This window comes from Streptomyces sp. NPDC045968 (assembly GCF_056430475.1).
The window spans coordinates 888,356-903,027 of record NZ_JBWKLF010000001.1 but is presented as its reverse complement, the minus strand read 5'-3'; the positions used below and the strand labels follow the sequence as shown (position 1 = coordinate 903,027).

Here is a 14,672-nt window from a genome sequence, read left to right as displayed (position 1 = left end):
CGGTCGGCGCGCCCGTCTCTCTGGTCGGTCGCCGGCCCTGTCGCGGGCAGGGGTTTGGATGTTTATGCGGACCAAACCCTACTGGACGCTATCTGGGGTCGCGCGGGGAGGGTGCCCAACGCGCCGTCCGACTCCCCGAAGGGGTGGAATCCTGGCCTCCGGGCGCCATCTGACGCCCCCTCTCCTGCCCCGCCCGGCATCCCCTTCCGTGCGCCGGGCCCGGTGCGGGCTAGCGTGGCGCCGTGCCCTACTTCGACGCGGCCTCCTCGGCCCCCCTGCATCCCGTCGCCCGCCAGGCGCTGCTTGCCTCACTCGACGAGGGCTGGGCCGATCCGGCCCGGCTGTACCGCGAGGGCCGGCGGGCCCGGATGCTGCTGGACGCCGCCCGGGAGGCCGCCGCGGAGGCCGTCGGATGCCGCCCCGACGAGCTCGTGTTCACCTCCTCGGGGACGCGGGCGGTGCACTCCGGGATCGCCGGGGCCCTTTCGGGGCGTCGGCGTGTCGGCCGCCACCTGGTCGTCTCCGCGGTCGAACACTCGTCGGTGCTCCATTCGGCCGCCGCCCATGAGGCGGCGGGCGGCTCGTTCTCCGAGGTGGCCGTCGACCGGTCCGGGGCGGTCGGCCCCGCGGCGTTCGCCGACGCCCTGCGCGAGGACACCGCGCTGGCCTGTCTGCAGTCCGCCAACCACGAGGTCGGCACCGAGCAGCCGGTGGCCGAGGTCGCCGGGATCTGCGGCTCGGCGGGGGTGCCGCTGCTGGTGGACGCGGCCCAGTCGCTGGCCTGGGGGCCGGTACCCGACGGCTGGTCGCTGCTGGCCGCCAGCGCCCACAAGTGGGGCGGGCCGGCGGGCGTGGGGCTGCTGGCCGTACGCAAGGGCGTCCGGTTCGCCGCCCAAGGCCCCGCGGACGAGCGGGAGTCGGGGCGCGCGGCCGGGTTCGAGAACCTTCCGGCGATCGTGGCGGCGGCGGCCTCGTTGCGGGCGGTGCGGGCCGAGGCGGTCGCCGAGTCCGTACGGCTGCGGGGCCTGGTGGACCGGATCAGGACGCGGGTGCCGCAGCTGGTGGCCGATGTGGAGGTGGTCGGCGATCCGGTGCGACGGCTGCCGCACCTGGTGACGTTCTCCTGTCTCTATGTCGACGGGGAGACCGTGCTCCACGAACTGGACCGGGCCGGCTTCTCCGTATCGTCCGGTTCGTCCTGTACGAGCAGCACGCTGATGCCGAGCCATGTGCTCAAGGCGATGGGGGTGCTCTCCGAGGGGAACGTCCGCGTGTCGCTGCCCACGGGGACCGACGAGGCGGACGTCGACCGCTTCCTGGAGGTGCTGCCCGGGGTCGTCGCGGGCGTACGGGAGCGACTGGGCGCCCCCGCGGCGGCGGCCCCCTCCCCCGCCGCGACGGCTTCGCTCGTCGTCGACGCGCTGGGCAAGCGCTGCCCGATCCCGGTGATCGAGCTCGCAAAGGTGATCGGGGACGTACCGGTGGGCGGCACGGTGACGGTCCTGGCCGACGACGAGGCGGCGCGGCTCGACATCCCCGCCTGGTGCGAGATGCGCGAGCAGGAGTACGCGGGTGAGCGGCCCGCGGAGCGGGGCTCGGCCTATCTGGTCCGCCGGCTCCACTGAACCGGCGGACCAGGAGACGGGCCGGCCCTAGCCGAGGTGCGCCTGGACCTCGGCGGCGGCCTCGTGACCGTAGGCCTTGGTGAAGCGGTCCATGAAGTGGGTGCGGCGCAGGGTGTACTCCTGGGTGCCGACCGTCTCGATGACCAGGGTGGCGAGCATGCAGCCGACCTGGGCGGCGCGCTCCAGGCAGACGCCCCAGGCCAGACCGGAGAGGAAGCCGGCGCGGAAGGCGTCGCCGACGCCGGTCGGGTCGGCCTTGGTCTCCTCGTCGGGGCAGCCGACCTCGATCGTCGCCTCGCCGACGCGCTCGATCCGGACGCCGCGGGCGCCGAGCGTGGTCACCCGGTGGCCGACCTTGGCCAGGATCTCCTCGTCGGTCCAGCCGGTCTTGGACTCGATGAGCCCCTTCTCGTACTCGTTGGAGAAGAGGTACGTGGCGCCGTCGAGGAGGATGCGGATCTCGTCGCCGTCCATCCGCGCGATCTGCTGCGAGAAGTCCGCGGCGAAGGGGATGCCCCGGGTGCGGCACTCCTCGGTGTGGCGGAGCATCGCCTCCGGGTCGTCGGCGCCGATCGAGACGAGATCGAGGCCGCCCACGCGGTCGGCGACGTTCTTCAGCTCGATCAGCCGGGCCTCGCTCATCGCGCCCGTGTAGAAGGAGCCGATCTGGTTGTGGTCGGCGTCCGTCGTGCAGACGAACCGGGCCGTGTGCAGGACCTCGGAGATCCGGACGGAGCCGGTGTCGACGCCGTGCCGGTCGAGCCAGGCGCGGTACTCGTCGAAGTCCGAACCGGCCGCGCCGACCAGGACCGGGCGGGTGCCGAGGAGTCCCATGCCGAAGGAGATGTTGGCCGCGACACCGCCCCGGCGCACGTCGAGGTTGTCGACCAGGAAGGAGAGCGAGACCGTGTGCAGCTGGTCGGCGACCAGCTGGTCCGCGAAACGGCCGGGGAAGGTCATGAGGTGGTCGGTGGCGATGGAGCCGGTGACTGCAATGCGCACGGGAATGCTGCTCCTGCGGAAGGCGGAGGAAACGTGTGAGCGCACCCTCCGGGACGGCGTGACAGTTCACGCTACCCGTTCGCCGCACCAGGGCCGAAGGGGGAAAACTACCCGATAGTAGGTCTTTCTACCTGAGCCATCAGGTGCGTACGGTGCGGATATGCCGAAGCACATCGCCCCACGCGAATCCGAGATGAGCCTGGCCGAGCTGCGCGGAGACTGCGCGCGGATGGCGCCGCACTGGGTGGTACCCGCGAAGACTGCCACGGCGCCGGTGACCCCGTCCTTGATTCACGGGGTAACGGTGCCGCCCGCCTCCGCCCGGCTCATCGACGCGATGTCCGAGTACGGCGACTGAGAACGCGCGCGGTTCCGCCGTGGAACCGCGCGCTCCCCTGCTCCGTCCCACCGGTGTCCCCACCCGGGCGACAGGCGGTACGACCGACCGGCGAATGCAGTCGAAGGAGCGATCCGGTGAGCACCGAGCGACCTGACAACGACGTGTCCGGCCCACGGCGGCGGCGTTCGCCCCTCGCCGTCGCCTCGGTGGCGGCGGCGGTGCTGCTCGCCGGGGGCGGTGGCGCGTACTGGGCCGCGGCCGCCGCGGGCGGCGACGGCGGCGCGGACGACAGGGCGGCGGCCCGGGGTGAGCGCACCCCTCCCCTGCTCTCCCTGGACATGCCGGCCGACAGTCCCTCCGAGCCGTCGAGGGGCATCGCCCCCGGCGAACCGCCGCCCAACGGGGACGGAATCGTCTACCGGGCCTCCGGCGAGCTGCCCGACGGGCCGGACACGGCGGCCGTCCACCGCTCGACGGGCACGGTAAGCGCGGCCGAGGTGGCCCGGCTGGCACGGGCGCTGGAACTGGACGGCACTCCCAGGGCGGCGGGCGGCGTCTGGAAGGTGGGCACCGACAAGGACGGTTCGGGTCCGCTCCTCCGGGTCGACAAGCAGGCGCCGGGCACCTGGGCCTTCGCACGGTACGGACCGGGCGGGCCGGACCAGTGCCGGTCCACCACGGTCTGCGCGGACAAGCCCGCCGGCGATACCGCGCCGGGCGGGGCCTCCCCGGTGAGCGAGAAGGCCGCCGAGGCCGCGGCGGCGCCCGTACTCAAGGCGCTCGGCCAGGAGAACGCGGCGCTCGACACGGACCAGGTGATGGGCTCCGTACGGGTGGTGAACGCCGACCCGGTGATCGGCGGGCTGCCGACGTACGGCTGGTCGACCGGGGTCCAGGTGGGCGCCGACGGTGAAGTGGTGGGCGGCACCGGGCAGTTGAAGGGCCTGGAGAAGGGCGACACGTATCCGGTGGTCGGCGCCGAGGCGGCGCTGAAGCAGCTGAACGCCTCCTCCAGGGGCAGCGCCACTCCCGAGGCCGGCGGGTGCGCCACCCCCGTACCCCTGGAGGGCGAGCAGAGCGTTCCTCCGGCGGACTGCATGGCGCGGGGCGCTGCCGCGAAGCCGTTCGTGATGACGGTGGACAAGGCGGTGTTCGGACTCTCCACGCAGTACGTGGACGGGAAGCAGACGCTCGTACCGTCCTGGCTGTTCTCGGTGCGGCCGACCACGGGCGGACCGGGCAGCACGGTCTCGCAGGTGGCCGTGGACCCCGCTCACCTCGCGAAGCCGGAGCCCGCTCCGAAGACCGGGGACCGGCGGATCACCTCGTACAGCACGGACGGCCGGACCCTGACGGTGACGTTCTGGGGCGGTGTGTGCAGCACCTACGCGGCGCACGCCGAGGAGAGTGCGGGCCAGGTGCGGGTGTCCGTCACGGAGACCCCGGCGGACGAGAAGAAGGTCTGCATCCTGGTCGCCAAGGAACTCAAGCGGACGGTCACGCTGGACGCGCCGACGGGTGACCGGAAGGTCGTGGACGCGGCCTCGGGCGCCGCGGTGCCGCGCGCCTGAGCGCATACGACTGCGGCGGCCGCCCCGGATTCCTCCGGGGCGGCCGCCGCAGTCGTATGCGCTCAGCCTCAGCTGAAGGAGTCACCGCAGGCGCAGGAACCCGTGGCGTTCGGGTTGTCGATCGTGAAGCCCTGCTTCTCGATGGTGTCGACGAAGTCGATGGAGGCGCCGCCCAGGTACGGGGCGCTCATCCGGTCGGTCACGACCTTGACGCCGTCGAAGTCCTTCACGACATCGCCGTCGAGCGAACGCTCGTCGAAGAAGAGCTGGTAGCGCAGGCCGGAGCAGCCGCCGGGCTGGACGGCGACGCGCAGCGCCAGGTCCTCGCGGCCTTCCTGCTCCAGCAGGCCCTTGACCTTGGCCGCGGCGGCGTCCGACAGGAGGATGCCGTCGCTCACGGTGGTGGTCTCGTCCGATACGGACATCTGCTTCTCTCCCGGGTTGTTCGGACTGCTTGCCGACGTTGCAACCGTCGGAGCCTCGGATTCATTCCGGGACCGGCGCTTGCCTGTTCCCTTTCATGCTCGCACACCGCCCCGGCGGGGGGATGCGTCACATCGACGCTATCGGCATCGTCAAACTGACACGAAGCGGTTATGATAGATAGCGTCAAATAGACGAAAAGGCTTGCCGCAGAAAAGAAAGGGTGCGTGTCGTGACCACCGCCCAGCCCCTGGATGTACAGCCGACGCCCCTCGCTCTGCTGCTGCTCGGCCGCGAGGCCGACCCGAAGAGCGAGCGCGGCGTCGAATGCCCCGGCGATCTCCCCTCCGCGTCCGACCCGGACCTGGTGGAGCGCGCCCGCGTCGCCAAGGAGAAGCTCGGGGACAAGGTCTTCGTCCTCGGCCACCACTACCAGCGCGACGAGGTCATCCAGTTCGCGGATGTCACCGGCGACTCCTTCAAGCTCGCCCGGGACGCGGCCGCGCGCCCGGAGGCCGAGTACATCGTCTTCTGCGGCGTGCACTTCATGGCCGAGTCCGCGGACATTCTGACGGGTGACGACCAGAAGGTCGTGCTGCCCGACCTGGCGGCCGGCTGCTCGATGGCCGACATGGCCACCGCCGAGCAGGTCGCCGAGTGCTGGGACGTACTGACCGACGCCGGCATAGCCGAGCAGGTGGTGCCCGTCTCGTACATGAACTCCTCCGCCGACATCAAGGCCTTCACGGGCAAGCACGGCGGCACGATCTGTACCTCGTCGAACGCGAAGAAGGCCCTGGAGTGGGCCTTCGAGCAGGGCGAGAAGGTCCTCTTCCTGCCGGACCAGCACCTGGGCCGCAACACGGCCGTACGGGACATGGGCATGACCCTGGAGGACTGCGTCCTCTACAACCCGCACAAGCCGAACGGCGGCCTGACCGCCGAGGAGCTGCGCAACGCGAAGATGATCCTGTGGCGCGGGCACTGCTCGGTGCACGGACGCTTCTCGGTGGAGTCGGTCAACGACGTGCGCGAGCGCATTCCCGGCGTCAACGTGCTGGTGCACCCCGAGTGCAAGCACGAGGTCGTGGCCGCCGCTGACTACGTCGGCTCGACGGAGTACATCATCAAGGCCCTGGAGGCGGCCCCGGCCGGCTCCAAGTGGGCGATCGGCACCGAGCTGAACCTGGTGCGGCGCCTCGCCAACCGCTTCGCGGCCGAGGACAAGGAGGTCGTCTTCCTCGACAAGACGGTCTGCTTCTGCTCGACGATGAACCGGATCGACCTGCCGCATCTCGTGTGGACGCTGGAGTCCCTGGCCGAGGGCAACCTCGTCAACCGGATCGTGGTCGACCCCGAGACGGAGAAGTACGCGAAGCTGGCTCTGGAGCGGATGCTGGCGCTGCCGTAGGGGCGGGCGACCCTGACGTGTGAAGGCCCCGGCACCGTGTGAACGGTGCCGGGGCCTTCGTGTGCCGCGGGGTGTCAGGCCTTCGCGGGCTCCGCCTCCGGGGACGCCGGAGCCGGGACGCCGGCCTTCTTCTCGCGCTTGGCCGCCTTCTTCTTCGCGCGGCGTTCCTTGCGGAGCTCGACCATCGCGTACAGCGTCGGCACGAGCAGCAGGGTCAGCAGCGTGGAGGTGATCAGGCCGCCGATCACCACGACGGCGAGCGGCTGCGAGATGAAGCCGCCGTCGCCGGTGACGCCCAGCGCCATCGGGAGCAGCGCGAAGATCGTCGCCAGCGCCGTCATCAGGATCGGACGGAGGCGGTGGCGGCCGCCCTCGACGACCGCCTCGACGACGCCCAGGCCCTGGGCCCGGTACTGGTTGATCAGGTCGATCAGCACGATCGCGTTGGTCACCACGATGCCGATCAGCATCAGCATGCCGATCATCGCCGGGATACCCATCGGGGTGCCGGTGGCGACGAGCAGGCCGATCGCGCCGGTCGCCGCGAACGGGATGGAGACCAGCAGGATCAGCGGCTGGACCAGCGAGCGGAACGTCGCGACCAGGAGCATGAAGACGATCGCGATGGCGGCCAGCATGGCGAGGCCCAGGTTGAGGAACGCCTCGTTCTGGTCCTCGGAGACACCGCCGATGGTGGCGGTGGCGCCTGCCGGGAGCTTCAGACCGTCGATCTTCTTCAGCAGCGCGGCGCTCACCTCACCGGTGTTGTCACTGGTGGGCTTGGCCGTGATGGTCGCGGAGCGCTGACCGTCGATCCGGGTCATGGAGACCGGCCCGGGGACCAGCTCGACGTCGGCGATCTGGCTGAGCCTGACCGCGCCGAGCCGGAGGTCCTTCAGTTCGGCCATGGTGGCGGCCGGGTGGGCCGAGGTGACGACGACATCGCGCTCGGTGTCGTCCAGGATCGCCTTGCCGGACGGGGTGCCGCGCACGGCGCCCGCCACGGCCGCGCCGAGGGTGGCGTCGCTGTACCCGGCCGCGGCCGCCTTGTCGTTGGCCTTCACCGAGATGCGCGGGATGCTCTGGGACAGGTCGCTCTGGACGTCGGTGACGTCCTTCAGACCGGCGACCGCGGTGCGGACCTCTTCGGAGGCCTTCTTCAGGACGTCCCCGTCGGCGGCCTTGACCACGACGCTGAGGTCCTGGCTGCCGAAGCCGTCGCCCGCCGCGATGGTGGTGTCACCGATCCCGTCGAGCTTGCCGAGGGCCTCGTCGATCCGCTCCTGGGTGGCGTCGAAGGCGGCCGAGTCCTTCAGGGTCACCTGGTAGGAGGCCTGGTTGGCGCCCGTACCGCCGCCGAAGGCCGCCATGAAGCCGGACGAGCCGACCGTGACCTGGTAGTCCTCGACGTTCTTCTCGTCGGCGAGTACCTTCTCGACCTTCCGCGCCGCCTCGTCGGCGGCCGCCAGGCTGGTGCCCGCGGTGAGCTCCTGCTTGATGGACAGGACTTCCTGCTCGCCCTGGTCGAAGAAGTTGGTCTTCAGCAGCGGGACCATGCCGAAGGTGCCGAACAGCACGGCGACGGCGAGGACGATGCTGGTGATACGGCGCCGGGTCGCGAAGCGCAGCACCGGGACGTAGAGCCGCTGGAGCCTGCTGCTCGCCTCCTTCTCCTCGGCCTTGCGGCGGGCCTCCGCCGGATTCTCCGTGGCGCCCTTGGGAGCGCGCAGGAACCAGTAGGACAGGACCGGGACCACGGTCAGCGAGACCAGCAGCGAGGCCAGCAGGGCCGCCGTGACGGTCAGGGAGAACGAACCGAAGAGCTGGCCGACCATGCCGCCGACCAGACCGATCGGGAGGAACACGGCGACGGTGGTGAGCGTCGAGGAGGTGACCGCTCCGGCGACCTCCTTGACGGCGGTGATGATCGCCGAGTGGCGCTCCTCGCCGTAGCCGAGGTGCCGCTTGATGTTCTCCAGGACCACGATCGAGTCGTCGACGACCCGGCCGATGGCGATGGTGAGCGCGCCGAGCGTGAGCATGTTCAGCGAGAGGTCACGGGTCCACAGCACGATCAGCGCGAGGACCACGGACAGCGGGATGGAGACCGCGGTGACCAGGGTCGAGCGCAGGGAGGCCAGGAAGACCAGGATCACGATGACCGCGAAGAGCAGGCCGAGCGCGCCCTCGGTGGTCAGACCGGAGATCGCCTTGGAGACGGCCGGGCCCTGGTCGGAGACGACGGTCAGCTCGGCGCCGGCGCCGAGGTCCTTGCGCAGGCCGGGGAGCTTGTCGCGGACGGCGTCGGAGATGGCGACGGCGCTGCCGTCCTTGTCCATCGTGGCCATGACGGCCAGGCTGGGCTTGCCGTTCGTGCGGGTGATGGAGACCGCGGTGGACGGCTCCTCCTTCACCGTGGCGACGTCACCGACGCGGACCGGCTTGCCGGGCTTGCCGGTCGCCGGGTTCTGCGCGGAGACCGTCAGGTCCTCGATCTGCTTCAGGGAGGTGTAGCCGCCGCCGACCTGGATCGTGCGGCTCTTGCCCGCCTCGGAGAACGAGCCGCCGGGGACGGTCGCGCCGCCCGACTGGAGGGCCTGGGACAGCGAGCCCGCGTTCAGGCCGGCCGCGGCGAGCTTCTTGTCGTCGGGGGTGACGGAGATCTGGAGGTCCTGGACACCGTCGACCGTCACCTGGCCGACACCGTCGATGTCGTCGAGGGCGGGCACGACCGTACGGTCCAGCTGGTCGGCGAGCGCCTGCTGGTCCTTGTCCGAGGTGACGGCGAGGACGACCGTCGGAATGTCGTCCGTGGAGCCGGCGATGACCTGGGGGTCGACGTCGTCGGGGAGCTGGATGCGGGCGCGGTTGACGGCCTGCTGGATGTCCGCGACGAGCTGCTTGGTGTCTTGGTCACCGAAGTCGAAGGTCGCCATGATGACGGCGTTGCCCTCGCTGGCGGTCGCGGTGATGCCCTCGACGCCGTCGACGGCCTTGATGGAGTTCTCGAGCGGTTCGACGACCTGCTTCGCCACCACATCGGGGGACGCACCCTGGTAAGGGGCGAGCACCGACACCATCGGAAGTTCGATGGTGGGCAGCAGTTGCTGCTTGAGCTGCGGGATCGCGATCGCTCCGAATACGAGCGCGACGATCGAGATCAGCCCGATCAGGGCCCGTTGTGCGAGGCTGAATCTGGACAGCCAGGACATGGGTGGGTCTCTCTTCTGTGGCGTACGCGGCAGATGGGCGGGCGATCAAGGGGGACACGCTCCGCCCGCTTATACGATCGCCGCTCCCCATGGCCGAATCGTCGGCCCCGGGGGTGCTTTCTTATGCCGCGCATACCGCAGGTGGAGTACACCGCGTCTCCACCCCTTGCCCCGGCCGCTACTCGGCCCGGGGACGCACCAGGCCCGATTCGTACGCGGTTACCACCAATTGGGCCCGGTCCCGGGCGCCGAGCTTGGCCATGGCCCTGTTCACATGGGTCTTGACGGTGAGGGGGCTGACGGTGAGCCGCTCGGCGATCTCGTCGTTGGAGAGCCCGCCCGCGACCAGGACCAGGACCTCGCGTTCGCGCACGGTGAGTGCGGCGAGCCGTTCCGAGTACGCGGCGGCGTCCGGCCCCTCGCCCGAACTCCCGCCCTGGGCGAGGAAGGTGGCGATGAGCCCCTTGGTCGCGGCCGGGGAGAGCAGCGCTTCGCCGCCCGCCGCGATCCGGATGGCGTTGAGCAGTTCGTCCGGTTCGGCGCCCTTGCCCAGGAAGCCGGACGCGCCCGCGCGCAGGGACTGCACCACGTACTCGTCGACCTCGAAGGTGGTGAGCATGACGATCCGGACATCCGCCAGATCCGGGTCCGCGCTGATCATGCGGGTGGCGGCGAGGCCGTCGGTGCCGGGCATCCGGATGTCCATCAGCACCACATCGGCGCGCGTCGAACGGGCCAGCTCCACGGCCTCGGCGCCGTCCGCGGCCTCTCCCACCACCTGCATGTCGGGCTCCGAGTCGACCAGCACCCGGAAGGCACTGCGCAGCAGGGCCTGGTCGTCGGCGAGCAGCACCTTGATCGGATTCACACGTACCACCCCGTTCCGCCCGGTGCGCCGGACGTCGCCTGCTCACCCGTGCGGGCCTTGACCGGCAGGATCGCATGGACGCGGAATCCGCCGCCGTAGCGGGGGCCCGCGGTGAGGGTGCCGCCGAACGCGGTGACGCGTTCGCGCATACCGATGAGTCCGTGGCCGCCGCCGTCGCCCTCCCTCTCGGCCCCTCCCTCCGCGGACGCCCCCTCGCCCGCCCGGCCCCTGCCGTTGTCGAGCACCGTGATCTCGACGGTCGCCCCGACCCGTACGACACTCACCTCGGCCTTCGCGTCCGCCCCGGCGTGCTTGCGCACGTTGGTCAGCGCCTCCTGGATGACCCGGTAGGCGGCCAGGTCGACGGCTGCCGGCAGCGGGTTCTCCTGGTCGGTGCAGGCCACCTCGACGGGGAGTCCGGCATGGCGGAAGGTGTTCACCAGCTCGCCGAGTACGGCGAGTCCGGGAGCCGGTTCGGTGGGTGCTTCCGGGTCGCCGGACTGGCGCAGCAGACCGACGGTGGCACGGAGTTCGTTGAGCGCGGAGCGGCTCGCGTCCCGGACGTGGGCCAGCGCCTCCTTGGCCTGGTCCGGGCGCTTGTCCATGACGTGGGCCGCGACGCCCGCCTGGACGTTGACGAGGGCGATGTGGTGGGCGACGACGTCGTGGAGGTCCCGGGCGATCCGCAGCCGCTCCTCGGCGACCCTGCGGCGCGCCTCCTCCTCGCGGGTGCGCTCCGCGCGTTCGGCGCGCTCCCGGATCGCGTCGACGAACGCGCGCCTGCTGCGGACGGCGTCCCCCGCCGCGCCCGCCATGCCGGTCCACGCGAAGACACCGAGATTCTCCTGGCTGTACCAGGGGGCCGAGCCGAAGAACATCGCCGCCGCCGTCAGCACCGTCATGGTCAGCAGGCCGACCCGCCAGGTGGTCGGCCGGTCGGTGCGGGAGGCCACCGTGTAGAGCGCGATCACGGCGCTCATCACCACGGGGGCGGGCGGGTCCATCACCACGAACTCGGCGGCGGACAGCACCCCGGTCGCGGCGAGCACCTCCATGGGCCTGCGCCGGCGCAGGACGAGCGCCGCGGCACCGAGCACCATCAGGAGCACGCTGAACGGTTCGGGGGTGCGGGTGCCGAAGGAGGGCCCGTTCGCGCCGTGGTTCGGATCGGCGAACGACGCGCAGATCATGCAGACGAGCACGGCCAGGGCGAGCCCCGCGTCGAACGCGAGGGGATGGCCGCGCAGCCAGCGGTGGGCACGCGCGAACCCGGTTCCGAGGGTGGTCACGTCGAGCTACGGTACGGCGTGTCGCGCGCCGTCACGTCCCGTACGGGTACGGCTTGCGGTACAGCACTGTGCCCCGCGGCCGGCGGACCGGGCGGGGCACAGAGGCGGGTGCTGGAGCGGGTGGCACGTCAGCCGGGGATCAGGCCGTCGTCGCCGAGCATGTCGCGTACCTCTTCGAGGGTCGCGTCGGACGACGGCAGGATCAGTTCGGACGGCTCCAGGGAGTCGTCCGGCAGGGGTGAACCGAGCTCTCGCGCCTTGTCCAGAAGTGCCTGGAGCGTGGAGCGGAAACCCGCGCCGTCGCCGCTCTCCATTTCTGCGAGCAGCTCGTCGTCGAGCTTGTTGAGCTCGGCGAGGTGACTGTCGGCCAGCGTGAGCTGACCCTCCCCCATGATCCGTACGATCATGACGTTGCCCTTACTGCTTGTCGAACCTGTGCGGACTCTGCTGCGCCTGCGGTGCGGCGTCCTGCGTGCCGCCTTCGATGGCCTGCTGCTGTGCGGAGGAGCCGCCGGCCAGCTCGGCCTTCATGCGCTGCAGCTCCAGCTCTACATCGGTACCACCGGAGATCCGGTCCAGCTCGGCGGCGATGTCGTCCTTCGCCGTCCCGGACGGGTCGTCCAGGGCACCGGAGGCGAGCAGCTCGTCGATGGCCCCGGCTCGCGCCTGGAGCTGCTGGGTCTTGTCCTCGGCCCGCTGGATCGCCAGGCCGACGTCGCCCATCTCCTCGGAAATACCCGAGAACGCCTCGCCGATCCGGGTCTGCGCCTGGGCCGCCGTGTAGGTCGCCTTGATGGTCTCCTTCTTGGTACGGAAGGCGTCGACCTTGGCCTGGAGCCGCTGGGCCGCGAGAGTGAGCTTCTCCTCCTCGCCCTGCAGCGTCTGGTGCTGCGTCTCCAGGTCCGTGACCTGCTGCTGGAGGGCGGCGCGGCGGGACAGCGCCTCACGGGCCAGATCCTCGCGGCCGAGCGCGAGTGCCTTGCGGCCCTGGTCCTCCAGCTTCGACGACTGGCCCTGCAGCTGGTTCAGCTGCAATTCCAGCCGCTTGCGCGAGGTCGCCACATCGGCGACACCGCGACGCACCTTCTGAAGCAGCTCCAGCTGCTTCTGGTACGAGTAATCGAGGGTCTCGCGCGGGTCCTCGGCCCGGTCAAGGGCCTTGTTTGCCTTCGCGCGGAAGATCATTCCCATACGCTTCATGACACCGCTCATGGGCTTCGCGCGCCCCCTTCTGACGGACTGAGCTCCGGCACTCCAACAGAACCCACAGTACGGGCCCTGTCTCCATTACCGCACTGTCGGAGCACGGATGTGCTCCTCCCCAAGGACGACTGCCGCCCGTCACCGCTCCCGCGCAGGGAGTAGGTGACAGTCAGGGAAACGCACGGCATCGTCCGTTCTGCCCCTGTCGGGATGCCTTTAAGGACGCGGGCCGTTGCCGGATCGTTCCCGCCCGGCCCCTTCTCGTCGTGGCCGACCCCGTACCCTTGGGTTTTGTGTTCCGTAGCCGTTCCTCCAAGGACGAGAAGGCCCCCACCGGCAAGGTGACGGCGGACCTCTCCAAGCAGCCCCGCGACCCCCAGTCACCGAAGGGTCGCCCCACCCCCAAGCGCAGCGAGGCCCAGACGCAGCGCCGGCGTGCCTCCAGCACGCCGACCGACCGCAAGGAGGCCATGAAGCGCCAGCGCGAAGCCAGGCGAACCGACCTGGCCAAGCAGCGCGAGGCGCTCGCGACGGGCGACGAGCGTTATCTCCCGCCGCGCGACAAGGGGCCGGTCCGGCGCTTTGTCCGTGACTTCGTGGACTCACGCTTCTGCATCGCCGAGTACTTCCTGCCGCTCGCGGTGATCATCCTGATCCTCAGCGTGATCCAGATCCAGAACATCCAGAACATCTCTCTGCTGCTCTGGCTCGGCGTGATCGTGCTGATCGTCGTCGACTCGATCGGTCTGGCGTTCCGGCTCAAGAAGCAGCTGCGGGAGCGCTTCCCCGACACCCCGAAGCGCGGCGCCGTCGCGTACGGCCTGATGCGTACGCTCCAGATGCGCCGACTGCGGCTGCCCAAGCCGCAGGTCAAGCGCGGAGAGCGGCCCTGAGCGCGGCCTCCGGCTTCTCGGGGGCCGCTCCGGCGTGGATGAAGGGCCTCGGCGGACTGCGCAACGTGGTCCGCCAGGAGCTCGTCGCCCGGCAGCTGGACGAGCAGATAGCCGCGCGCTTCCCGGTGGGGCAGCGGCTGCGGGTGCTCGACGTCGGCATGGGGCAGGGCACCCAGGCCCTGCGCCTGGCCCGGGCCGGTCACTCGGTGACCGGTCTGGAGTCCGACAGCGGGATGCTGGACGTCGCCCGGGCGACGTTCGCGGACGAGCCCGAGGGCATCCGCGAGCGGGTCCGGCTGATCGAGGGCGACGGCCAGGACACGGGCGTGCACTTCCTGCCCGGCAGCTTCGACCTGGTGCTCTGCCACGGCGTGCTGATGTATGTCCAGGAGCCCGATCCGATGCTGGCGGGCCTGGCCCGGATGCTGGCGTCGGGCGGACTCCTCTCGCTGCTCGTACGGAACGCGGACGCGCTCGCCATGCGGCCGGGGACGGCCGGGGACTTCGACGGGGCACTGGCCGCGTTCGACACGGACACGTACACCAACCGCCTGGGCGTCACGGTGCGCGCCGACCGGCTGGACGTCCTGACCGCCACGCTCGCCGGAAGCGCCGCGCCGCTGCACGCCTGGTACGGGGTGCGGGTGTTCTGCGACAACGTGGGCAACGACGTGGAGCTCCCGGACGCGCCGGAGCTGGCACGGCTGCTGGACGCGGAGGACCGGGCGGGGCGGACCGATCCGTACCGCCGGGTGGCGGCGCTGCTGCACCTCTGCGGCGTACGCGGCTGACGCGGCCGGGACGGTTCCGGGGCGGCGCCCGGTCGGCGGCCGTA

13 protein-coding genes are annotated in these 14,672 nt (G+C 70.9%); 6 read left to right on the top strand and 7 right to left on the bottom strand.

Annotated features, from left to right (window positions below):
- Positions 1-242 precede the first annotated feature (242 nt).
- The gene (locus AC07FA_RS03895; protein ID WP_479073065.1) at positions 243-1,625 is read left to right on the top strand and encodes an aminotransferase class V-fold PLP-dependent enzyme; all 1,383 of its coding nucleotides are present in this window, start codon (positions 243-245) and stop codon (positions 1,623-1,625) included.
- A gap of 27 nt (positions 1,626-1,652) precedes the next feature.
- Here AC07FA_RS03895 and AC07FA_RS03890 read toward each other — a convergent pair whose 3' ends face one another.
- Positions 1,653-2,627 carry a carbohydrate kinase family protein gene (locus tag AC07FA_RS03890; protein WP_479073064.1) on the bottom strand — a complete coding sequence of 325 codons (975 nt, stop codon included), beginning with the start codon at positions 2,625-2,627 and terminating at the stop codon, positions 1,653-1,655.
- Between the two features lie 160 nt (positions 2,628-2,787).
- Here AC07FA_RS03890 and AC07FA_RS03885 point away from each other — a divergent pair, with 160 nt between their 5' ends.
- On the top strand, positions 2,788-2,985 hold the full coding sequence (locus AC07FA_RS03885) for a hypothetical protein (RefSeq protein WP_479073063.1): 198 nt from the start codon (positions 2,788-2,790) through the stop codon (positions 2,983-2,985).
- 116 nt (positions 2,986-3,101) lie between these two features.
- A complete protein-coding gene (locus AC07FA_RS03880) occupies positions 3,102-4,538 on the top strand; it encodes a hypothetical protein (protein ID WP_479073062.1) in 1,437 nt (478 codons plus the stop codon).
- Positions 4,539-4,606: 68 nt separating this feature from the next.
- On the opposite strand, the gene AC07FA_RS03875 is transcribed toward AC07FA_RS03880, so the two are convergent.
- Complete coding sequence (locus AC07FA_RS03875; RefSeq protein ID WP_003969624.1) at positions 4,607-4,963, bottom strand: HesB/IscA family protein; 357 nt, start codon at positions 4,961-4,963, stop codon at positions 4,607-4,609.
- Positions 4,964-5,184: 221 nt separating this feature from the next.
- On the opposite strand from AC07FA_RS03875, the gene nadA reads away from it, so the two are divergent.
- A complete protein-coding gene (gene nadA, locus AC07FA_RS03870; protein WP_479073061.1) occupies positions 5,185-6,372 on the top strand; it encodes a quinolinate synthase NadA in 1,188 nt (395 codons plus the stop codon).
- 74 nt (positions 6,373-6,446) lie between these two features.
- On the opposite strand, the gene AC07FA_RS03865 is transcribed toward nadA, so the two are convergent.
- The 5 genes from AC07FA_RS03865 to AC07FA_RS03845 all read right to left on the bottom strand — a co-directional run bounded on the left by AC07FA_RS03865 (position 6,447) and on the right by AC07FA_RS03845 (position 12,941).
- Complete coding sequence (locus AC07FA_RS03865; RefSeq protein WP_479073060.1) at positions 6,447-9,584, bottom strand: efflux RND transporter permease subunit; 3,138 nt, start codon at positions 9,582-9,584, stop codon at positions 6,447-6,449.
- Between the two features lie 178 nt (positions 9,585-9,762).
- Positions 9,763-10,452, bottom strand: coding sequence for a response regulator (locus tag AC07FA_RS03860; protein ID WP_479073059.1), 690 nt, complete (start codon positions 10,450-10,452; stop codon positions 9,763-9,765).
- Positions 10,449-11,741: a sensor histidine kinase gene (locus AC07FA_RS03855; protein WP_479073058.1), complete on the bottom strand. Its 1,293-nt coding sequence runs from the start codon at positions 11,739-11,741 to the stop codon at positions 10,449-10,451. The genes AC07FA_RS03860 and AC07FA_RS03855 overlap by 4 nt, the downstream gene beginning before the upstream one ends.
- 128 nt (positions 11,742-11,869) lie before the next feature.
- On the bottom strand, positions 11,870-12,148 hold the full coding sequence (gene pspAA, locus AC07FA_RS03850) for a PspA-associated protein PspAA (protein ID WP_479073057.1): 279 nt from the start codon (positions 12,146-12,148) through the stop codon (positions 11,870-11,872).
- Positions 12,149-12,158: 10 nt separating this feature from the next.
- Entirely contained in the window at positions 12,159-12,941 is a 783-nt protein-coding gene (locus AC07FA_RS03845) for a PspA/IM30 family protein (protein WP_479073056.1), read from the bottom strand.
- A 296-nt stretch (positions 12,942-13,237) separates the two neighbouring features.
- Between AC07FA_RS03845 and AC07FA_RS03840 the strand changes: the two genes are divergently transcribed.
- Complete coding sequence (locus AC07FA_RS03840) at positions 13,238-13,837, top strand: DUF3043 domain-containing protein (RefSeq protein WP_362843038.1); 600 nt, start codon at positions 13,238-13,240, stop codon at positions 13,835-13,837.
- 38 nt (positions 13,838-13,875) lie between these two features.
- Entirely contained in the window at positions 13,876-14,628 is a 753-nt protein-coding gene (locus tag AC07FA_RS03835; RefSeq protein ID WP_479073055.1) for a class I SAM-dependent methyltransferase, read from the top strand.
- Positions 14,629-14,672: the final 44 nt, after the last annotated feature.